The organism is Staphylococcus sp. 231237_7MaSpsaltlick, from assembly GCF_043107035.1.
Window position 1 is genome coordinate 53103 of record NZ_JBICNX010000010.1, and the last position, 22931, is coordinate 76033.

Consider the following 22931-nt stretch of genomic DNA (forward strand, 5'->3'; position numbering starts at 1 on the left):
ATTAAAATCTTTATACTTTTTTATTTTGAAAACGTGTTGCCACATAATATTACTTATTGTTTCTTAAAAGTTGTCACACTTTGATATTGTTCCGTAACCACTTCTAAAATGAGTGGAATTCTTTGTTTCAATTCACTTACATGTGAAATAATGCCCACCATTCTGCCTGTAGATTTTAAACTTAACAGTGTATCTAAAGCTGTTTCTAAAGTTTCTTGATCTAATGTTCCAAATCCTTCATCGACAAACATAGAATCTAGTGCAATACCACCTGACTCTTGTTGAACAATTTCACTTAAGCCTAATGCTAAAGCTAAAGAAGCTTGGAAGGTTTCCCCTCCAGATAATGAGCTAATATGCCTAGATTGATTAGAGTGTGCATCAAAAACATCAATCTCAAGTCCACTGTATCCTTGTGAAACCTGTGACTTACGTACTAGTTGATAGCGTTGACCCGTCATTAAAGATAAACGTTGATTGGCTTGCGCAAGGATTCTTTCTAAATAATAAATCAAAACGTAATTTTCTAATGTTAATTTTTGTTCATTTTTCCCCGCTAAAATTTCTGCTAATTGAAAAATTTCTTGTTGTGTTTTTAATTCACTTTCTAATTTACCAATTATTTCTTTTATTTCACTGATTTTTTTATTATTAAATGTGATTTTATATTCATGTTGACTCAATTCAGAAGAGATTAATTCAAACGCTTGCTGCTGTTGTTCGAAAGCTTCAGTTAGTTGTTGTGTATCTTCTAATTTTTTATCAGAAATTTCATCTTTTAGTTGCGAAATAACTAATTCAAAAGATTGTTTTGATTTATTAAATTCAGTTATTTCATTTTCTAGTGATTCTTTTTCTTTAACTTTAGAAACTGTATTATATACTTGTTCTATGTCTGTGAAACCAATCCGCTTCATTTCATCGTCAATTTTCACATTTATATTATTGATTTCTTGTTCAATTTCAGACGAGCTATTATTTAAATGATTTTTGTTATTTTGTTCTAAAGCAAGTTCACTCTTGTATTGTTGTATGCTATTTTCCAATTCTTCCAAGTTTTTTTCATATTTTTCTATTTCACTTTGATAGTTTTCAAATATTTTTATAAAAGCATCTACATTAGTAAAACCTGTAGTATTTTCAAAATCATTTATAGCTATTTCATTTTCTTTCAAGTTATGTTGTTTAGTTTTCTTATCTAATTCTAACTGATGGAATTGTTGTTCATATTGTTGTTGTAATTCTTTTAATTCAACAATCTCTTCATTTTCTTTTTCAATCTTTTGTTTTTGCGCTATTTTTTTCTTAACTTCTGTTTCAAGTTCATGATAATTTGTATTTTCTAGTTTCTCTTTATCAAATTTCGCCAACTGTTCTTCAATATAATTTAGTTCACTTTCAACTTTAATTTTATCTTCAGTTGTAGCATTTTTCTTTTGTTCTAATTGAGCAAGACTTTGGTGACGTGCAGTTAAATCATCAAAATCAATATGTTGCGTTATAGTATGTACTTGATTACCACAAATTGGGCATGTGTCTCCAACATTTATTGCTGATTGCAAAGTGCTAATCAAATCTTGCTTATTATTTAAATCTATACTTGTTTTATCTATTTTTTTATACGCATCCGTTAGCTGTTGAAGCTCATCATTTAACTTTTCACTGTAATTTGCTTTTTGATGTTTTCTTTCTTGTAATTGTAAGTATTCTTTTTTATCATGATTATTTTGTTTTAACACTTTAACTTCATTATTTAAACTGTATATTGTTTCATTTACTAGTTCTATTTTTTTATGATTCGGTACTCTACCGTTTATTTTTCCTTTAATTTCTTCTAATTGCTGTATTAGTGCTTCGAGTTTTGTTTGAAGTGATGCAAAACCTTCTTGAAGTGATTGTTGCTCTTCATAAGCCACTTTGTACTTTTGAGATCTCTCAAAGAAAAGTTTCGTTTTTTCAATAAAGTTTTTACTATCTGTTATTTTTTCTGACTCATTTTTATGTGCATCTAACTGTTCATCTGCTTTTTTTATTTGAATTTCAAGCTCTGAAATAATTTCTTTTTTCTCATTGATATCTTCTTTTATTTTTTGTTGTTTTGTATATAATTTATCTTTAGATTCTAATAAATTAGCAATTGGCCTTACCTCATTAATTGCATTCAATCGCTTAATTTTTTCATTTATATCATTTTCTTGAGTTAATAATTGCTCATAATTTTGTTGATTTTCTGCTAATTTATTTAATGTTTCTTCTAATTTTTGATTATTTTTCAAACAAGCTTCAGCATCATTTAGTTTAGTTTTATGTTCATCCTTTTGTTGTTTTAATTTATTTTGCTTTTGCTTTGCTTTTTCATCAAATACATCTAATACTTCAAGCACCTGATTTGTTTGTCTTGGGTTAATGGATTTATATTCAATTAATGTTTCATCATTGAACGTTTCTAAATCCAACCAATTTGTTTCTAATAAATGATATCTCTGTTCTATTTGTCCTCTAACTTCTTTAACATCTTCAGATAAGTTTTTTTGTATTTCTTCAAAACGCTGGCTATTAAAAAGTGTCCTTAATATTTCTTGTTTTTCAGAGCTTTTTGATAATAAAAATCTTTTAAATTCGCCTTGAGGTAAAATAAATAGCTGTCTAAATTGTTCAGCATTCACGCCCAACAATTCTTTAATAAATTGATTACCATTTGTTATTTTACTTTCCCTAAGTTCATATGTTTCAGCTTCCATTTCATACACGGCAAGCTGACCAAGCGTTTTGTTTTTATTACCCTCTTTAACAAATGCACCTTGTCTTTTTATTTTGAAATATTGATCCCTTAATTTGAATTCAAATTCTACTATCATAGGCTTTTTACTTTCAGCAAAATGACTTCTCAAATCACTCTCTTTTCTATCTTTTGTAGAAGCTTCTCCAAATAAAGCGTAAACGATAGCGTCAAAAATCATAGTTTTTCCTGAACCAGTTTTACCGCTAATTAAAAACAATTGATTATTATTCACATGATTAAAATCAATTGTTTCATTTAAAAAAGGTCCAAAATTATTTAATTTAAGTGTCATCGGTCTCATTTAATTAGAACCTCCTTCTAACATTGCACGCATGACATACTCAATTTTTTGCTTTTGATTGGTGGTTAATTGTTCATCCGTTATACTTTGATAAAAATTATCTATAATAGTTCCATCATCAAGCTTTTGTATTTCAATATTTTCATGATACATCGATGTATTAAATTCAAAGGTTTGATTAGTCAGTGCTAGTGTATTCGGATAAATTTGTTTTAAATGCATCATCGGATCATTCACATGTGACATATGCTTTAATTTAAAATGCATATAATTTTCTTTATTTTTAACTTTTAATTTTTTTTGTATTGCATCCTCATAATCTCCTTCTATTACTTCCAATTGTCTCAAAGGCTTCAAAGGTATAAATTTATCTTTTATATCATTTTCATTTATTTCAATAATTCTATAACCTTTAGGCTGATCTACTTCTGAAAATGAGTATTGTAATATAGATCCACTATAATTTATAAAATTTGAGTCAATACTGAATGGATGGTGTAAATGACCTAATAGTACTCTATCGAATTGCTGAAATACCTTTTCCTCAACTGATTCTACTGTTCCAATTGTTAATGGTCTCTCAGAATCCGAACGTATACCGCCTTGCACCGTTAAATGGCCTATGAACATATTTATTCTATGTTCATCAATTACTTCATTCATTTTCTTCAAAGCATGTGCAAGTGCCTGTTGATGCGTTTCAATTTCTTCATCATCGAAGTAGTATTGCATTTCATTAATTGTTGCAAATGGTAATGTATAAAAGTCTACATCACCTATTGAAATAGGATTTTGCATATCATTCAAACTCGTACGAATATATATATTTGATTTTTCAAACCATTTAGCACCATAATTCAATCTTTCTTTACTATCATGGTTGCCACTAATTAAAATTAATGGGATATTCATTTCAAGATTCAAGACATCAATCGTATGCTCCAACAACTGAATTGCATTTTTATTAGGATAACTCGTGTCGTATAAATCGCCAGCGACTACAATTACATCAGGTTGTTCTTTACGCATCGCCTCAATAAATTGTTCTAATATGTATGATTGATCTTCTAACAATGATTTACCATTTAAAATTCTACCTAAATGCCAATCGGCCGTATGTACAATTTTCACGTCAACACTTCCTTTCAGAACGTTAGTTCGTTATTTTATTATATTATCATCTATTATACTTCAAGCATATTAAAAATGAAGGGAGTAGCCGAGAAATCCAATTTATTTAAATAAACTTAGCATTTATTTTCCCTATATAAATGACTAGGGTTAAAAGGGATGAAGGAAAAGATTTATCTGTGCATACGCTCTTGTATAATCACTGATAATTTTCAAAAGTGGAACACCTGAGTAATGACTCATGTGTAAGAGCCACTAACTTAATAAATTAAGAAGTCCTCTTTAAGTTACTGCCAATATAAAAATTAAGGCTGAAACAATTAAAATTTGTCCCAGCCTCACATATAACTTATTGTATTAAAGTTCTTTTCACTTTTTTATATTTGTATAACATCGCTAAACGCCAAGGTACAATCATACAAAATGCAAGCAAGAAAAACATTCCCGCAATTTCTCCAGGATCTATCTGATTACTTATAAATATTTTAATAATAGTACGTACTAAAAGTAACGTTATAAGAATTATAGGAAAGGCTTTTGAACGTTTCATATAAATTTCACTACCTTGTGTTTCAAACCTGGATGTCCAAATTAAAATTGTAGAAAATAAAACACCCAGAATAATACATTCTATTATTTCAAAACCAGTTAATCTAAAGTATGGAACAACGTACATTAATGCGCCCGTTGCCATAAAAAAAGGAGGTAATATAATTTTCTTTTCATTTACTGGAAAATGTTGTGCTTTCATCCGAACAATTATAACACCAATTCCCATTAGAAATGCAAATACAATTGAAAATATTAAATACAACATGCTTACACCTACTTTAAGTTTCTACAAGATGATATTCACTTTGGTTAGTATATCATTTAAATTAATAATAATCAGTATTTGTACGCTCATTTTTATTTACTATTAATCATTAGCATATATATTATATCTTAGCATTTTTTACATTGCTAAAAAATAAACATAGTTCATTCAAATATCATTATAAATACAAATAAAAGTACGATAAGATAAGCCTTTTTAAAAGCTCACCTTATCGTACTTTTATTTAATAAGCATGTGTTTGGTTACATGCCGATAATGCATCATTTAAAGTGTATCTAAGATAATTCATATCATGAATTTGCATCGCATTATGATATTTCTTAAATGCTTCATCGGTCGGAAAGTTAATATGCATATTTGCTAGTCGATCAAGTACTTCTTTATCTTCCATGTCATAAGCATCCTTCACTTATCGATACCTCCCTTATATATACATTATAACAAATCACATTTGAGAATCAATTATTTTCTGAATATTTCAATAAATTAATACAGCTATATTATTATATAAACTTAATACCAATACTTTCAAATACAAAATCATTAAAACAAAGTTTTATTATTTACTTTTCTTTATACAACTACATTTAAGTAACATTATTTAAAATATAATCGTAAAATATTGATTAACGTAAAATAGAACAGTAAAATGATTTTTTAACTGTCTATGTATGATGATTATAATATTTCGTTATTAATTTAGATAAATAAGCACCCAAATCCTTATAAATTCAAAATTTGAGCACTTTTATTAACTTCAAAAATTACATCATTCCCCTATAAACGAATCACTTACTTTTCATATTCTCTTTTCCTAATATAAAATATGATAATAATAACCTATATAGCCTAAAACACAATTTTCTCAATCATATTTTCAGGCATTGAAACAATGTAAAATGCTAGGAGCGATGTAAATTCTTTTACTTGTATCTACATTGGTAAATGCTAGTGAACTTGCAAAAACTCCAAGACTATCCGCGACAGGTCCACCAATTAAATTTGATATTAGAGTAATAGCACCAGTACCTACTATGATTTTAATTTAAAACGTTAAACGTTTTTCTTGCTACTGCTTTTGCCTTTTGATTGGCGTCATATTTTTCAAGATCAATTGTTTTATATTTTCTAATAATTGGTTAACTTCTTCATTTGGTTGTAAATTTTTGATATATAGACTAAAATTACACCTATAGTTTAGGTGTGCTGAAAATGTTTTATATAAATTAATATACGATAATTCAGTGAATAATTGAATCTTTCTTATAAGCAGCTAATTCAACCATAATGTATATAAATTATATAACCTTAAAAAATAAGAGCTGATAACTACTTAATACAAGTAGCTGTCAGCCCTTTAATAACACCTTATTTAGGTTTTTTCATTTGTTCTTGTTGATTTTTATTCATCATCGTCATCATTTGATTAATTTTCTTTTGAGATGGTTTTTGACCCATTTGCATCATCATCATACGTAGCATCTCTTCATTAATTGGTGGGTTCTTTTTAAGATAATCCATCATATATTTTCTTGCAAGGAAAAATCCACCGACTAATCCTAGAATTAGTGCTAACACGATTAATAATATTGCTAACCAAGTTGCCATTGTTTCACCCACTTTCCTATCCTAATGAATTTTACTAAAATTAGCGCCCCTTTTCAAGAGCAACTCAATTAATATAACGTTTCGACTTATGTATTATACCAATTAAAAAATAACTTTGTAAATATAAGTATATTTTGTTATCAAAAATAAAAATTGGTATGAGAACCTAGGCTCTCATACCAACAAATTAAGCTTAGTTACATAAATTAAAATGTTTGAATTTGATTCAATACATTTTCTTTTGTGAAGCCATATTTTTCAACAACTAAGTCTCCAGGCGCACTAGCACCGAAACCGTCGATACCGATAACTTTACCTTCAGTACCTACATACTTATGCCAACCAAGTGGTGAAGCCATTTCAATAGCTACACGTTTAGTAATTGATGATGGCATTACTGATTCTTTATATTCAGCAGTTTGTTGATCGAATGCATTCCAGTTTGGCATAGATACAACGCGTACACCTTTACCTTGTGCTTCTAAGTCTTTAGCCGCTTCGACTGCTAAGTTAACTTCAGAACCAGTAGCTAATAATAAGAATTCTGGCGCTTTATCGGATTCAAATACTACATAAGCACCTTTACGTACACCCTCTTCTACTGTTTCTTTTGGTAAATCCATAGTAGTAAGATTTTGACGAGTTAAAACAAGTGAAGTTGGTGTATCTTCAGATTCTAATGCTACTTCCCAAGCTACACGAGTTTCGTTACCATCTGCTGGGCGAATAACATTCATGTTTGGAATAGCACGTAAACCAGCTAGTTGTTCAATTGGTTCATGTGTTGGACCATCTTCACCAACTGCAATTGAATCATGCGTAAAGATAAATGTTGAGTTTAATCCCATGATTGATGAAAGACGTAAAGCTGGTTTTAGGTAGTCGCTAAATACGAAGAAAGTTGCACCGTATGGGTGTAAACCACCATGCGCAGCCATACCATTTACTGCAGCTCCCATTGCAAATTCACGAACACCAAACCAAATATTTTTACCTTCTGGTGTATCTTTATCAAAATCTGTTGCATCTTTTACATTTGATTTATTTGAACCAGCTAAGTCAGCTGAACCACCAAAGAATGACGGTACAGTTTTGCTTAAAGTTTGAATTACTTCACCAGAGTCAGCACGTGAAGCGCCACTATGCCCAGCTTCAAAGTGTGGTAGCTCATCTCTATAGTTTTCTGGTAATTTACCACTGATAGCCAATTTAAATTCTTCAGCTAATTCAGGATATTTATTACTATATTCTTCAACAAGTTTATTCCATGCTTCTTCTTTTTCGTTAGCACGTTTCAACATACTTTGTTGGAAAATTTCATAAACTTCTTCTGGAACATTGAAACGTTTTTCAGGGTCTAAACCGTAATTCTCAAGCGCTAATTTTCTTTCATCTTCACCAAGAGGCGCACCGTGAACACCATGTGAAGCTTGTTTATTAGGCGCACCATAACCAATAATTGTTTTAATTTCAATAATTGTTGGTACATCTTGAGATTTAGCTTCTTCAATCGCTTTATCAATTGCGTCTAAATCATTACCCTCTTCAACTAAAATGTGTTTCCAACCATAGGCTTCAAAACGGCCTTTAACATCTTCAGAAAAGGCTTTATTTAAATCTCCGTCTAATGAGATATCATTTGAATCATATAAAACAATCAATTTGTCTAATTGGTTATGTCCTGCTAATGAAGCTGCTTCGTGAGAAACACCTTCCATTAAATCACCATCTGAAGCGATTACATATGTGTAATGGTCAACAACTTTAGCATCTTCTTTATTAAATTTACCTGCTAGATGCTTTTCAGCCATAGCCATACCAACAGACATAGCGAAACCTTGTCCAAGTGGACCAGTTGTAACTTCTACACCATCAGTGTGTTTAAACTCTGGATGTCCTGGCGTTTTAGAACCCCATTGTCTGAATTCTTTTAATTCTTCTAATTCTAAGCTACCTGAAACATGTAATAAGCTATATAATAGCGCAGAACCATGTCCAGCTGATAATACAAAACGATCTCTATCAAAGAAATTTTTTGATTGGGGATTAAAATTCAAGTGGCGTGTCCATAACGTGTATGCCATAGGAGCAGCACCCATTGGTAATCCAGGGTGTCCTGAATTTGCTTGTTCAACTGCATCGATACTTAGCGCTCTAATCGTATCTACCGCTAATTGATCTTTTTCTTTATTCATCTAAATGACTTCCTTTCTTCTAGCAAGTTTCTATCTCATTATACCTTATTTGGTATCTTTTTAACAAAAAATTGATTTAGTTTTTATCTTCTTTATTTTTAGAATCTAATATATTTTTCACTTTATCAGGAGTAACATCGTTTCCTTCAGGATCTATGACTCTTGTATTTTCAATTTGCTGCTTAAATTTTTCTCTAAATGAATCTAAGTAAGCTTTTCTCAATTTGGATTGTTCTTTAGCTTCTTTTTCAGTTAAACCTTTTTCTTTTTTCTTTTTTGCTAATTCATTTATGCGTTGTAAATCTACACCGTCTTTATCAGCCATAATAAACCTCCGATATTATTTATATAAAAAATATAACAAAAAAATGAACGAAACTAAATTGTTTCGCTCAAAAAATCACTATATAAATATTTATATTAAACGGCGTCTATGTCACTAAAACTATTAGTGAACAGCTGCCACCACTTGTTGTGAAGTTTGTTCGCTTTGTAATTTAGCTTCATTCTTATTCTGTTCGCTATTTACCGATTGACTTGTCATTTGATGGTCAGTCATTTCGTACATCTGTTCTGAATTTGCACTATTATGTGCGCTTAATATAAATAAGGCACAAAGTATCATTGTCACCGTTAGCACTATAACATAAGACTTTATTTGCGAGTTATATTTCTTCATCATTCCTAACCACTCCTAGAACGTTTGTTTGTATAGTTACTTTATCAGAACGTCTGTTCTATGTCAACATCCAAACGAACAAACGTTTGTAAAAATGCTATAAGCATGCTATAATTGACCTAAATTAAATTAGGGAGTGCCTATTATGAGAGAGTTAACTAAACGACAAAATGAAATTTTTGAATATATCAAGCAAACCGTTCAATCCAAAGGGTATCCACCAAGTGTTAGAGAGATTGGGGAAGCTGTTGGATTAGCCTCTAGTTCTACAGTTCACGGGCATCTATCTAGACTAGAAGAAAAAGGTTATATTAGAAGAGACCCAACTAAACCACGCGCTATTGAGATTGTGTCAGAGCAGTTAGGTGAATCAATTAATATGGAAGAAACAATTCATGTTCCTGTGATAGGGAAAGTAACTGCGGGTGTACCTATTTCTGCAGTCGAAAATGTCGAAGAATACTTCCCACTACCTGAACATTTTACTTCAACCCATAATAGCGATATATTCATTTTAAATGTTGTAGGAGAGAGTATGATTGAAGCTGGCATTCTTGACGGTGATAAAGTTATTGTAAGAAGTCAGACTATCGCAGAAAACGGCGATATCATTGTTGCAATGACAGAAGAGAACGAAGCGACTGTTAAACGTTTCTATAAAGAAAAAAATCGTTATCGCTTACAACCTGAAAATAGCACCATGGAACCAATTTATCTTGATAATGTAACTGTATTAGGAAAAGTAGTTGGATTATTTAGAGAAATGTAATTGATATTTATACCAATGATAACACTCTCAAAAAAAAGAGGATGCGCTTATCGCGCACCCTCTTTTTTTTCGTCTTTTTTCTCTAAAATGTCTTTTACTTTTTCAAGTATATCTTCTGTTTTATCTTTTTTGTTTGTTGTCATAACTTTTCATCCTCACATGATAACAGATACCCTCACAAAATAAATAATAAACATTATCCAGTATAATTTTCTGTCCAATAAGGCTGGCGGTCTTTATTAAAGTCGACACCTACACCAAGTGTATCAAATTCTTTTTTAAGAATATTTTTTCTGTGTCCTAATGAATTCATTAGCCCTTGGTGAGCATAAATACTACTTGTTTGACCATATGCTAAGTTTTCACCTGCTGCATTAAAATCGTGTCCGTCTGCTTCCATACGATCAAATGGTGTATTACCTGATAAATTATTATGATCAAAATAATTATGCTTAGCCATATCTTCACTGTGTTTTCTGGCAGTATCAGAAATACTAGAAGAGTATTTAAGTGGCTCTAACTCATGCTGTACTCGTTCCGCATTTACTAAATCAAAGTTTTGTAATTCAAAGCTTTGAGCTAGTCCTTCCGATGGTGCGCCATATTGTTGTTGTAATCGGTTCTCCATTTTTTCACTAACTTGTAAAAGTGCTGTTAAGTTATTGTTCTCATGTTTATCATAAAAAGCTGTTGTATATATTTTATCTTTGTGAAAATTATCAAATTCATCATCTTGAACATCAAACTTCACATTTCCTTTTTGCTTATCAGTAATCGGTTTACCTATACGTTCTCTTACCGTCTCTTTTGGTGTGCCATATTTAATTTTTGATTTAGACGATATGACGTTTTGGTTACTATATAGTGCATTTACTTTTTCATCTATATAACTAATCATCACAAATCCTCTATAATCATCCGAATAATATGTGTGCCAATTTGTACCATATTCATTAGATGTGACACGTTGCGCGCTTCCTAGCTTTTCTTCTACAGCATCCTTAGTCATATTCATTTGTATGTTATTAACTGCAAATTCTTGTTTGCTGGGTACTTTCAACGCACCATCACTTGTTGTTTTTGATGAAGACCAATCGGCAACTTTATTTTTCAATTGTTGTTGTACTGTAATCATCGGTGCTGGCTCTTTGATAGGTAGGACTAGAATAATCACTAAGAAAGCAAGTACATACAAGAATAATTTTCTGATATTTTACACCTACTAATATTTTAGTCTCTATCACCGTTAAAAATTGAGTTTCTTACAATTACATAATCAACTTTTCTTAACGATTTAAGGTCAGTACCACCTGCATATGAAATTGAACTTTGTAAGTCTTGTTGCATTTCTATTAATGTATTAGATAATGAACCTTTGTGTTCAACAAACATTTTTTTACCTTCTACATTTTTATGCTCTCCTTTTTGGAATTCAGAAGCGCTGCCGAAATACTCTTTATATAATTTACCATCTAATTCAACTGTTTCGCCAGGTGATTCTTCATGTGCAGCAAATAGCGATCCTACCATTACCATAGATGCGCCAAAGCGTATAGATTTCGCAATATCACCGTGCGTTCTAATACCACCATCAGCAATAATTGGTTTTCTTGCCGCTTTACTACAGTGATTTAATGCTGATAATTGCCAACCGCCTGTACCAAATCCTGTTTTAATCTTAGTTATACAAACTCTTCCTGGTCCAATACCAACTTTGGTAGCGTCTGCACCAGCGTTTTCTAATTCGCGTACACCTTCTGGAGTACCAACATTACCTGCAATTACAAATACTTCAGGAATATGTTGTTTAATATGTTTAATCATATTGATTACAGAATCTGAATGACCATGTGCAATATCAATTGTAATATAATCTGGAATTACTTTTTCATTAGCTAATTGCTCTACAAAATCGAATTCCCGTTCTTTAACACCTACAGAAATTGATGCAATCAAACCTTTTTCATGCATTCTCTTCGTAAATGGGATACGTGCCGCTTCATCAAATCTATGCATTATATAGAAATAATCATTTTCAGCAAACCATTCAGCTAACTCTTCATTCATCACTGTTTGCATATTTGCTGGAACAACTGGTAATTTAAAGCTCTTCGGCCCAAATTGGACAGTAGTATTGCATTCAGAACGACTATTTACAATACATTTATTCGGTATTAGTTGGATATCTTCATAATCAAAAATTTTCACCGTTAACAAACCCCTAACATTTTTAATAAAACAATTATTTAATGGTAAGATTTTCATGATGTATTCAATAAATATATAGAGAATATTAGATATATTCACTATAATTCCCGAACAATAACTTTTTATTCATCTTTACCAATAGATAATATACATTGTTTTAAACTAAATGTAAATGGACTTAGGTCGTAAATTACCAACTTGCTTTTTTCACACCTGGAATTTGCCCTTTATGCGCATGTTCACGTAAGGCTATACGTGACATTCCAAATTTACGATACACGCCTCTTGGTCTTCCTGTAACTTTACAACGACGTGTTAACCTTGTAGGTGATGAATCTCTTGGTAATTTTCTTAAAGCCTCATAATCACCTTTAGCTTTTAGTTCTTTACGTAACTCATAATATGCTTCAACTAATTGTTCTCTTTTTTGTTCTTTAGCTATTTTTGATTTCTTTGCCATTATTTTAACTCTCCTTATTATAAATCGTAATAATTACGTTTTATATACTAACATACTCATCATATTTTTCAACTTAAAAGTATTTGAAATTATGTTCTTTATGTGCTAGAATTTTAAAACGTAATCATTCCTGTTAAGAAAGAGGTGTTAACTTTGCGCGTAAATATTACATTAGCATGTACAGAATGTGGCGATCGTAACTATATTTCTACAAAAAATAAACGTAATAATCCTGAGCGTATTGAATTAAAAAAATTCTGCCCTAGATTAAATAAATATACGTTACATCGTGAAACAAAATAATTTCTCCGCTAAAATTATCTTTTAAATACGACAATTTAAACGCAACAGTCTGTTGTAATGATATTTAGCTTATAGTACTAGAATTATCTTTATTAAATTATGATGACTTATGATTGCCAGCTACATTTTTATAATTGTGGTTGGCATTATTTATTTTCATAGAAAAAAAACACCTCCGTATGATTCATTTTAAATGAATTCAACGAAAGTGTTTTTATTTCATTCCCACTATCTAGGATCAATTCATGGTTCACCTAAGGTTTGTTTTGTCTATGTTCTGAAGAGACCCATCACGAGCCTCTTTTCCACATGTAAGTAAATACTTCTATACTAATCATCATTTTCAAAAGGATTGGGAACACTTATTTTAAAAGTATTCGTACCTCATTGTTTTTCTACATTATTAATCTTTAATTTCTAAATCTACGTCATTAATGTCAATACCTAAAGCTTTTGCTACGCCTTTACCATATTCACTATCCGCTTTGTAACAGTGACGGATATGACGATGTTGTACTTCTAATGTCGTACCTTGCATCTCATTTGCAGTATTTTCAAAAATACGTTCTTGTTGTTCTTTAGATTGTAATCTAAATAAGCGTCCTGGTTGTTCAAAGTAGTTATCGTCGTCTTGTCTGAAATCATATTCATAGGCTTCGCCTTCAACTTTTAATCCAGGTTTTTTGAATTCAGGTTGATCTTCAAATGAACCATCACTATTTGGATAATAGTGAGTGCCTCCGCCTTGGTTGTTATCTAAAATTCTCATTTGCCCATCTCTACTAAATGGACAAATATTTTCAACGCCGACACCTTTTGGTTGGTTTACTGGTATTTGCCAATGGTTCACACCTAATCTATAACGTTGCGCATCGCCATAAGAGAATAAACGACCTTGTAACATTTTATCTGGTGAAAAATCTAAACCAGGGATAATATTAGTAGGTGCAAATGCGGCTTGTTCCACGTCTTGGAAGTAGTTATCAGGATTACGGTTAAGTTCCCATTCTCCTACTTCAATTAAAGGATAATCGCCTTTATACCACACTTTTGTTAAATCAAATGGGTTATCTTTATGATTTCTCGCTTGTTCCTCCGTCATAACTTGGATGTACATCTTCCATTTTGGATAATCTTTATTTTCAATTGCTTCGAATAAATCACGTTGTGATGATTCTCTGTCGTCTGCAATAATTTTCGCTGCTTCATCAGGTTGTAAGTTTTCAATGCCTTGTTGTGTTCTATGATGGAATTTAACCCATACACGTTCACCTTTATCATTATACATTGAATAAGTATGAGAACCAAAACCATGCATGTTTCTATAGCCTTTTGGAATACCACGATCAGACATCAAAATTGTAACTTGATGTAACGCTTCAGGTAATGACGTCCAAAAATCCCAATTATTTTGCGCACTACGCATATTTGTTCTTGGATCACGTTTAACTGCATGATTTAAACTCGCGAATAATTTAGGATCTCTGAAGAAGAATACAGGCGTATTATTACCAACTAAATCCCAATTCCCTTCATCTGTATAGAACTTTAAAGCGAATCCACGAATGTCACGTTCTGCATCCGCTGCTCCTCGCTCACCTGCTACTGTTGAAAAACGTGCAAACATTTCAGTTTGTTTACCAACTTCAGAGAAAATACTCGCTGAAGTATATTGCGTTATATCATTAGTAACTGTAAAAGTACCAAATGCACCTGATCCTTTTGCGTGCATACGTCGTTCTGGAATCACCTCTCTATCAAAGTGAGCCATTTGTTCTAAAAAATACCAATCTTGCATTACTAGTGGGCCTCTTGGTCCTGCAGTCATACTATTTTCTCTATCAGAAACTGGCGCGCCAAATAGGCTAGTTAATTTTTTATTGTTGCTCATCACATTTCCCCCTCATTCTCTCTAAATAATAATTATTATTACCTAGTATTCATTTTAATGTAAAGTGTTTTTAAAAGCAACATTTCGACCATTAATTAATTAGACTATTTTCACAATATTTAAACATTTTGTGACTTTGGCTCATAAAAAGCATTGCTTGTGTCTGTCAAAAGCATTAAAATGGAATGTATATAAATTTTAATTAACTATTAGGAGACTTATTATGGCACAAAATAATATGAATCGTGGTTTAAACTCTCGACATATTTCGATGATAGCAATTGGCGGCGCCATCGGTACCGGTCTTTTTGTTGCTACTGGTAATGTAATTTCCCAAGCTGGTCCTGGTGGTGCTATATTAGCTTATTTAATCATAGGAGTAATGTTGTATTTCTTAATGTCCTCCATTGGTGAATTAGCTACATTTTACCCTGTTTCAGGGTCTTTTAGTTCTTATTCTACTCGATTTGTAGATAAGTCGTTAGGGTTCACGATGGGATGGCTATATTGGGCAATATGGTTACTCGTTACAAGTGTGGATATTATTATTTCTGCAAGTGTACTTAATTATTGGGACACGTTCCAATTTTTCAGTCCAGTGACCTGGAGTATTATCTTTTTATGCTTACTTTTCTTATTAAATATATTTTCAGTTAAAGCATTTGGTGAAACTGAATTTTGGTTATCATTAATTAAAGTAATAACGATTATCGTCTTTATTGCCATCGGCGTTCTAACTATTGTTGGCATTTTAGGTGGTAAAACTTATGGACTATCTAATTACACTGCAGGCGAAGCGCCGTTCGTTGGTGGTTTTTCAGGTTTCTTAGGTGTACTACTCGTTGCAGGATTTTCAGTTGGTGGTACAGAAGTAGTAGCAGTAACTGCAGGTGAATCATCTAACCCTGATCGTTCAATGCCTAAAGCAATCAAACAAGTTTTTTGGAGAATATTATTATTCTATGTATTATCTATTGCTGTTATTTCAGCAATCATACCTTATACTGATCCTTTATTACTAAATGAAAGCGAATCAGTATCTCAAAGTCCATTTACGATTGTCTTTGACCGTGTGGGAATTGCTTTTGCAGCATCTGTGATTAATGCGGTTATCCTAACTTCATTATTGTCAGCAGCTAATTCAGGTATCTATACGACTAGTAGAATGTTGTACTCAATGGCCGAAGACAAACAAGCGCCAAGATTCTTAGCGAAATTAAACAAAACAACAAAATTACCTATAGTTGCCTTATTCACAACTTTCATTATTGTATTAGCTGTGATTATATTAGCTCAATTCAAATCAGATATTGTGTTTACATTACTTAATATTATAGGTTCATTAGTTATTGTTATTTGGGCAGCTAGTATTTTAGCTCAGATTAGACTTCGCTTAGCAATTAAAAAGCAAAACAAAGATCCTAAAGATATACTGCCTTATAAAGCGCCATTTTATCCTTTGGGCCCTATCATTGTAATCCTTGCCTTATTATTCTTATTTGGCGGAAATTCTTTCGGTGCGGTATTATCAGGAGATATTGGTGCATTATTTAGAAATATAGTACCTATTGTCATTCTAGTTTTAATATATTTAGTACATAAATTCATTAGAAAAACTAAAATTGTAAAACTCGAAGAAATTGACTTAAAACGTCATGATTTAAATGGATAGAAAATCCTTAATATAACTAGCACACTAACAACTGAAATATAATATTTCAAAATCATAAAAACAGGGATACGAACGCATTTTTAAATCGTTGATATCGTATCTCTGTTTTTTTATGTTATATAGCAACTTTATTTAAAAATGCATAGATTTATCAGATTAATACCACAATCTTTTTATCAATTCTTTCGAAATACATAAGACTCTGTTATTTTCAGTTATATAGAAGTATAGTATAATGGTAAAAAACAATGACGTAATTTAGAGGTGGAGAATATGATTGGACAAACGAATTTATTTGACGATATTTTACAAACTGAAGAACGCTTCGTTATAGTTGTGCAATCACTTGAGGATAGGCATCAACGCTTGATTAAACGTACTTTAAGAGAGTATAGTAGTTTAGATCATTCACAAATGGAAAGCCTTTTTGAACATTTAAAAGACCTATTCTTACAAGAAGACTTTGAAGAAAATCAATCTGCTTTTGCAATAACTGTTTATACTAACTTAGATTATGCTGCAGACCATGTATATGCACACGTCAAGCGACATCGTGGCAAAAATGAATGGACGCATACTGCAAAGTGATCTAAAGCATACATCAAGATGCGCAACTCATCAATCATCTTCCTATAACGAACTATTATAATGACACAGATTACATTGATTTAAGCATAGTAAATAACACTTTTTTACTGAAAAAGCATATTAATCAAAACGACTTTATTGATTGTATACCAAATAAACTATCTTTTATAGAAAGGTTACCTTAAATTACTTTATAAAGTTAGTATAAATCCATTATCTATAAAATAGAGAGGTTGGGACATAAATCCCAGAAAAACAGCACTCAGATGATTTAATTCATCTGAGTGCTTCCTTTGTATTCAATACTTCGTATTGTTGGCTCGCTTTCTTAGGGGACAGCTTCAGCCTGTAGTCTTCAGCTTGTCCTGTTCCCTCAAGAGTCTCGCCAAAATACGTCTCATTCATATGTAATTTTACATTAAAACACTTTAAAAAAATAAGGCCCTTTCGTATAATTTAATAAACACAACTAAACTAAATTAACGAGAGGTGCCTTTTTTAACTTTAATTAAAGAGACCTACGGTCATTTACCTGAATATATCGTAGCTGATGATGGTTATGGTAGTGAACCTAATTATATGGCAATTATAGATGAATTTAATAGAACACCGCTCATAACTTATGGCATGTTTATTAAAGATAAAACCAACAAATATAAAAGTGACATTTTTAATACTCAAAATTGGAAATATGAGGAAATCAATGATGAATTTATATGCCCGAATCATAAAAGACTTGGTTTTAAAAAGTATGCCTATCGCTATGATAAATATGGATTTAGGAGAGATTTTAAATTATATGAATGCGATAATTGTTCAGAATGTCCACTGAAGAACAATTGTATGAAATCAAATTCAAAATCTAATAAAAAAATAACGAGAAATTATAACTGGGAATATTTCAAAGCCCAAATCAATCAAAAGCTTTCAGAACCAGAAACAAAAGAAATCTACAAACAAAGAAAAATTGATGTAGAACCTGTTTTTGGATTTATGAAGGCTATTTTGGGTTTCACTCGAATGTCGGTTAGAGGCATAAATAAAGTCAAAAGAGAACTTGGATTTGTATTAATGACACTTAATATAAGAAAAGTAGTTGCTCAACGAGCTAACTATAATCAAAACAATAATGAAAAAGACAATTTCTATATTATTTCAATAGAAATTGCCTTTTTTCACTTGTCTAAGAACTTTATGTCCCAGACTGTCTATTTTTTATTTTAATATATTTCTTAAAGCATGGGGTATCCCGTTATCACTGTTGCTTAAAGTTACCTCATCAGCAACCTTTTTAACATCATCGTTAGCATTTCCCATAGCTACAGCGTGGCCAACAACCTTTAACATAGAGATATCATTGGCACTATCACCAAAAGCAATCACTTCTGATAGGTCAACTTGTGCTTTTTTACATAAATCGGTAACAGCATTTCCTTTTGATACACCACTAGCCATAAATTCTAAGAAATAAGGTTTACTTGTAGTAACATCAATTTCTTCATTAAAATGACCGGCCAAATCTTTATTAAGACCTGTAATCGTAGGTACATAATCAATGCCCATAACTTTAGGCACATCTTCTTGAATAAAATTCTTTAAGTCATCTACACGTTTCATAGGTAACCCAGTTAGTTCTGATTCAATATTCATATACTCGTGTTCACCTTCGTAAACAATAAATCCGTCTTGATAAGTTAATACAAACAAGCCATTTTCTCTACAATAATCGACTATAAAATCAAAGTTTTCTTTAGAAACAGTACGACTTACTTCTACCTCTTCTGTATTAACATTTACAGTTTTCCCACCATTATAACTAATTACATAACTTTGGAATTTGTCTAATTGTAAAGTTTTAGCAGTCGGTAACATACCTTCTGTAGGGCGTCCTGATGCTAATACAACATTGTATCCTTGCTTTTGTATATCAATTAAATAGCTTTCTGTTTCAGGACTCATTTGATTTTCATGGTTCATCAATGTATCATCCATATCCATTACTATCATTTTATATTCACTCATGTTGCTTGTCTCCCTTCAACGTCTTCACTCTATATTACAACAAATTATTGACGTTGGTACAATACTTTAAGTTCGACACCTGTTTCATTAATTGTCACTAACTCTGAACGACAATTTTCAAATGTTCTTTTTAATTCTCTAACCAATTCACCACTACGTTCTGGACCAATCATTGTAAGTACTGTTGGACCTGCACCACTTATCACTGTAGCGTATGCTAAATACTGTTTTGCCAGTCCTTTAATAGCCTGAAATTCAGGAATTAAATCTTGTCTATAAGGTTCATGAAATCCATCTTGTTCCATCATTTTTCCAGCTAGTACATAATTATGTTGAATTAGCGCACTAATCATCGTGTTGCTAATTGCACTATTTTGAACAGCCTTTTTATGTGAAAACGTATCAGGTAAAGCATTTCTTGAATCAATTGTTCTTAATTCATAAGAAGGCACTGTGATAATGATATCTACTTTAGGTGTATCAATGTAAGAAACATCAGTTACTTTAGTTTCTGGATTATAGTACCCTAACACTAAACCACCGTAAATCGTCGGCGCGACATTATCTGGGTGACCTTCAAACTCAGTAGCTAGTTGCAATAATTCATATTTCGATAATTCAATATCACCAAAATAGTTTGCTATGTATAAGGCACCTACTAATGCAGATGCCGAAGAACCTAACCCTCTAGCTAAAGGAATCTCACTTCTCATTTCTACTTCTAATGAAGGTAAAACCACGTTATATTTATGCGCAACCTTTTGTGCAATTTGGTAAATATAGTGGCTATTATCTGTGGGTAATCCTTCTACATTAGGACCAATATGATTAAACGACCAATAACCATTATCACTTATTTTTACATCTAAGTATAAAAATTTATTTAAAGCCATACCAATTGAATCAAATCCGACACCTAAATTTGCAGTAGATGCCGGGATTTTCAAATGTAACCTTTCGCTCATGCTAAAGTGCCCCTTTGATATATTCTAGAATACTTTCTCTATCATTTGGCAATGGTTTAATTGGATTATCTAACAAGGAAATTGCAGTATCTGGATCTTTCAAACCATTACCTGTTAACACAGAAACTACTTTTTTGCCTTGAGGTAATTTACCTGCTCGATGTAATTTGATAAGTCCAGCAATCGAAGCGTTACTAGCTGGTTCACTAAACACACCTTCGTTACGTGCCATCAATTGATATGCTTCTAAAATTTCTTCGTCAGTAACACTATCAATTTGTCCATTGGATTCTTCAAGTGCAGCAGTCGCTTTATCCCAACTTGCAGGATTACCAATTCTGATTGCTGTTGCCACTGTATCAGGGTTTTTTACTACTTTATTTTGAACGATTGGTGAAGCTCCTTCAGCTTGAAAACCAAACATTTGAGGTAGTTGCGTACCATTTGCTTCATGGTAATCTTTAAAACCTTTCCAGTATGCAGAAATATTTCCGGCATTACCTACTGGAATAGATAAAATGTCCGGTGCTACGCCATCTAATTGTTGAATTACCTCGAAAGCACTTGTTTTTTGACCTTCAATACGATATGGATTTACTGAGTTAACTAGCGCAATTTCTCCATTTTTAGCAATTTCTTGAACAATTTCTAAAGCTTCATCAAAATTACCTTCAATTGATACAATTTCAGCGCCGTACATCACAGCTTGTGATAATTTTCCTAAAGCAATTTTACCTTCAGGAATAACTACGATTGCTTTTAGTCCAGCACGTGCCGCATATGCAGCTGCTGAAGCTGATGTGTTACCAGTTGAAGCACAGATTACAATTTTCTTACCTTCCTCTTTCGCTTTGGCCATTGCCATGACCATACCTCTATCTTTGAATGAACCAGTTGGATTGGCACCTTCATATTTAACATGTAACTCAATACCAAGCATTTTTGACATATTTTCGCAATAAATTAATGGTGTATGACCTTCATTTAATGATAATGTTGGTGTTTTTTCAGTTACTGGTAAATAATTTTTAAATTCTTCTACTAAACCTTTCCAATTCTTCATATTAATTAAACCCCTTCTACTGGATATATTTTCTTAACGATATAACCTGAATCTGTAATTGATGCTTCTGGATTTTCATCAATTCCGATAACTGCGATACCTACTGTATGAGCGTCACGTTCAGTTACCGCTAACGATTTATGGAAAGGTAATTCACCTTTAAGTAAAGTTTCTACTTTATTCACATCTTCACCATCTGTTTGCACGACAACATAGTAACTTTCTTTCTCCTTAATTGAAATCGTATCTCCATCATCCATAATTGCTTTGGTTTTTTCAGTTTTCAATTCAAAATGTGGTGGTAAAGTGTGTAAATTCGTGTCGAAGTTTAATGTTACGTTTAACAAGTCACTGACAACTGCACTTCCGGTTGCTAGACTACCAGCGCCTTTTCCATAAAACATTGTTTCTCCCACTGCATCACCAATCACATAAATTGCATTAAATTCATCTTCAACAGCAGCTAATTGATGGGTTTTGTTTATAAGTGTAGGTGAAACAGAAGCTTGTACTTGACCATGCTCATATGTTCCTTTACCAATCAGTTTAATCTTATAGCCAAGTTCATCAGCAACTTTAATATCTGCAGGCTCAACATCACTAATACCATGTCTTACCACGTCATCTAAGTTAATCACTTGGTTAAATGATAAGTATGAAGTAATGACAACTTTTCTAGCAGCGTCGATACCTTCAACATCATCTGTAGGGTCCGCTTCTGCAAAACCTAATCTTTTAGCTTCATCTAACGCGTCTTCGAATGATGTTTCTTCTTTTGTCATTTTACTTAAAATAAAATTAGATGTGCCGTTTAAAATGCCCATAAATTTACTAATATTATTAGCATTTAATCCATTGTTAATTGCGTTTACAATTGGTATACCACCTGCGACACTAGCTTCATATTTCAAAGCTACATCATTTTCTTGTGCTAAGTCTTCCAATACATTTAAATGTACCGCTAATAAATCTTTATTTGCAGTCACAACGTGTTTCTTTTGACTTAATGCGCGCTTCAACCAATCCACCGTTGGCTCAATACCGCCCATGACTTCCACTATAATATCGATTGAATCATCGTTCAAAATTTCATCAATGTCTTCAGTTAAATTATAATTCGACACATTGATTGGACGTTGTCTTGATTTATCTCGAACCAATATGTGTCGAATATTAATGTTTTTATTCATTGTTTCTTTTATTTGTTCACTATTTTCTTCAATAATTTTTACTACACCAGAACCTACAGTTCCTAACCCTAGTAAGGCTACATTTAATTCCTTCATAATTTCATTCCTCCGATTGTTCTTCTAAAAAATACAGATGTACAGTTGAAAAATACTTGAATATGGTATAGTATAAATTCATTCATTATTTTTGTAAAGGTGAAAATTTAGATCCTATATCTATCCTATCACTCTCGTAATAAAAACTAAACAAAATTTTCTGATTTTTT

Annotated in this window: 20 protein-coding genes and 1 pseudogene; 5 read left to right on the forward strand and 16 right to left on the reverse strand. The window is 31.8% G+C overall.

Annotated features, from left to right (window positions below; translation table 11 throughout):
• Positions 1–53 precede the first annotated feature (53 nt).
• From sbcC to sosA, 8 genes are all read right to left on the reverse strand, one after another.
• Positions 54–3083, reverse strand: coding sequence for an exonuclease subunit SbcC (gene sbcC, locus ACF91D_RS18520; RefSeq protein WP_392437516.1), 3030 nt, complete (start codon positions 3081–3083; stop codon positions 54–56).
• The gene (sbcD, locus tag ACF91D_RS18525; RefSeq protein WP_107549156.1) at positions 3084–4214 is read right to left on the reverse strand and encodes an exonuclease subunit SbcD; all 1131 of its coding nucleotides are present in this window, start codon (positions 4212–4214) and stop codon (positions 3084–3086) included.
• Positions 4215–4563: 349 nt separating this feature from the next.
• Positions 4564–5031, reverse strand: a complete 468-nt coding sequence (locus tag ACF91D_RS18530; protein WP_039066643.1) for a CcdC family protein — start codon at positions 5029–5031, stop codon at positions 4564–4566.
• 244 nt (positions 5032–5275) lie between these two features.
• Positions 5276–5461 carry a hypothetical protein gene (locus tag ACF91D_RS18535; RefSeq protein ID WP_039066644.1) on the reverse strand — a complete coding sequence of 62 codons (186 nt, stop codon included), beginning with the start codon at positions 5459–5461 and terminating at the stop codon, positions 5276–5278.
• A gap of 959 nt (positions 5462–6420) precedes the next feature.
• A complete protein-coding gene (locus ACF91D_RS18540) occupies positions 6421–6660 on the reverse strand; it encodes a YneF family protein (RefSeq protein ID WP_039066645.1) in 240 nt (79 codons plus the stop codon).
• Between the two features lie 206 nt (positions 6661–6866).
• Positions 6867–8855 (reverse strand): transketolase, encoded by a 1989-nt coding sequence (gene tkt, locus ACF91D_RS18545; protein WP_039066646.1) that lies wholly within the window; start codon positions 8853–8855, stop codon positions 6867–6869.
• Positions 8856–8931: 76 nt separating this feature from the next.
• On the reverse strand, positions 8932–9180 hold the full coding sequence (locus tag ACF91D_RS18550; RefSeq protein WP_039066647.1) for a DUF896 domain-containing protein: 249 nt from the start codon (positions 9178–9180) through the stop codon (positions 8932–8934).
• A 123-nt stretch (positions 9181–9303) separates the two neighbouring features.
• Positions 9304–9537: a DNA damage-induced cell division inhibitor SosA gene (gene sosA, locus ACF91D_RS18555; RefSeq protein WP_327620613.1), complete on the reverse strand. Its 234-nt coding sequence runs from the start codon at positions 9535–9537 to the stop codon at positions 9304–9306.
• A 142-nt stretch (positions 9538–9679) separates the two neighbouring features.
• On the opposite strand from sosA, the gene lexA reads away from it, so the two are divergent.
• Positions 9680–10303, forward strand: coding sequence for a transcriptional repressor LexA (gene lexA / locus ACF91D_RS18560; RefSeq protein WP_039066651.1), 624 nt, complete (start codon positions 9680–9682; stop codon positions 10301–10303).
• A gap of 196 nt (positions 10304–10499) precedes the next feature.
• On the opposite strand, the gene ACF91D_RS18565 is transcribed toward lexA, so the two are convergent.
• The 3 genes from ACF91D_RS18565 to rpsN all read right to left on the reverse strand — a co-directional run bounded on the left by ACF91D_RS18565 (position 10500) and on the right by rpsN (position 12971).
• The gene (locus ACF91D_RS18565; protein WP_392437519.1) at positions 10500–11438 is read right to left on the reverse strand and encodes a CAP domain-containing protein; all 939 of its coding nucleotides are present in this window, start codon (positions 11436–11438) and stop codon (positions 10500–10502) included.
• 95 nt (positions 11439–11533) lie between these two features.
• The gene (guaC, locus tag ACF91D_RS18570; protein ID WP_101051439.1) at positions 11534–12511 is read right to left on the reverse strand and encodes a GMP reductase; all 978 of its coding nucleotides are present in this window, start codon (positions 12509–12511) and stop codon (positions 11534–11536) included.
• Positions 12512–12701: 190 nt separating this feature from the next.
• Positions 12702–12971: a 30S ribosomal protein S14 gene (gene rpsN / locus ACF91D_RS18575; protein ID WP_017724370.1), complete on the reverse strand. Its 270-nt coding sequence runs from the start codon at positions 12969–12971 to the stop codon at positions 12702–12704.
• A 153-nt stretch (positions 12972–13124) separates the two neighbouring features.
• On the opposite strand from rpsN, the gene rpmG reads away from it, so the two are divergent.
• A complete protein-coding gene (gene rpmG, locus ACF91D_RS18580; protein ID WP_017724369.1) occupies positions 13125–13274 on the forward strand; it encodes a 50S ribosomal protein L33 in 150 nt (49 codons plus the stop codon).
• A gap of 403 nt (positions 13275–13677) precedes the next feature.
• On the opposite strand, the gene ACF91D_RS18585 is transcribed toward rpmG, so the two are convergent.
• Positions 13678–15165 carry a catalase gene (locus ACF91D_RS18585; RefSeq protein WP_039066654.1) on the reverse strand — a complete coding sequence of 496 codons (1488 nt, stop codon included), beginning with the start codon at positions 15163–15165 and terminating at the stop codon, positions 13678–13680.
• 223 nt (positions 15166–15388) lie between these two features.
• On the opposite strand from ACF91D_RS18585, the gene ACF91D_RS18590 reads away from it, so the two are divergent.
• The 3 genes and pseudogenes from ACF91D_RS18590 to ACF91D_RS18600 all read left to right on the forward strand — a co-directional run.
• A complete protein-coding gene (locus ACF91D_RS18590) occupies positions 15389–16837 on the forward strand; it encodes an amino acid permease (RefSeq protein ID WP_119586205.1) in 1449 nt (482 codons plus the stop codon).
• Positions 16838–17110: 273 nt separating this feature from the next.
• Positions 17111–17425, forward strand: a complete 315-nt coding sequence (locus ACF91D_RS18595; RefSeq protein WP_107549021.1) for a hypothetical protein — start codon at positions 17111–17113, stop codon at positions 17423–17425.
• A 489-nt stretch (positions 17426–17914) separates the two neighbouring features.
• A pseudogene (locus tag ACF91D_RS18600) lies at positions 17915–18649 on the forward strand (transposase); the annotation flags it as partial.
• Here ACF91D_RS18600 and ACF91D_RS18605 read toward each other — a convergent pair.
• The 4 genes from ACF91D_RS18605 to ACF91D_RS18620 are packed head-to-tail and all read right to left on the reverse strand — an operon-like array spanning position 18641 to position 22761.
• Positions 18641–19447 carry a Cof-type HAD-IIB family hydrolase gene (locus tag ACF91D_RS18605; RefSeq protein WP_039066660.1) on the reverse strand — a complete coding sequence of 269 codons (807 nt, stop codon included), beginning with the start codon at positions 19445–19447 and terminating at the stop codon, positions 18641–18643. The pseudogene ACF91D_RS18600 and the gene ACF91D_RS18605 overlap by 9 nt on opposite strands.
• A 44-nt stretch (positions 19448–19491) precedes the next feature.
• The gene (gene thrB / locus ACF91D_RS18610; RefSeq protein WP_107549100.1) at positions 19492–20412 is read right to left on the reverse strand and encodes a homoserine kinase; all 921 of its coding nucleotides are present in this window, start codon (positions 20410–20412) and stop codon (positions 19492–19494) included.
• 1 nt (position 20413) lies between these two features.
• Positions 20414–21475: a threonine synthase gene (gene thrC / locus ACF91D_RS18615; protein ID WP_039066663.1), complete on the reverse strand. Its 1062-nt coding sequence runs from the start codon at positions 21473–21475 to the stop codon at positions 20414–20416.
• Positions 21476–21480: 5 nt separating this feature from the next.
• Positions 21481–22761 (reverse strand): homoserine dehydrogenase, encoded by a 1281-nt coding sequence (locus ACF91D_RS18620; RefSeq protein WP_101051434.1) that lies wholly within the window; start codon positions 22759–22761, stop codon positions 21481–21483.
• Between the last annotated feature and the right edge of the window lie 170 nt (positions 22762–22931).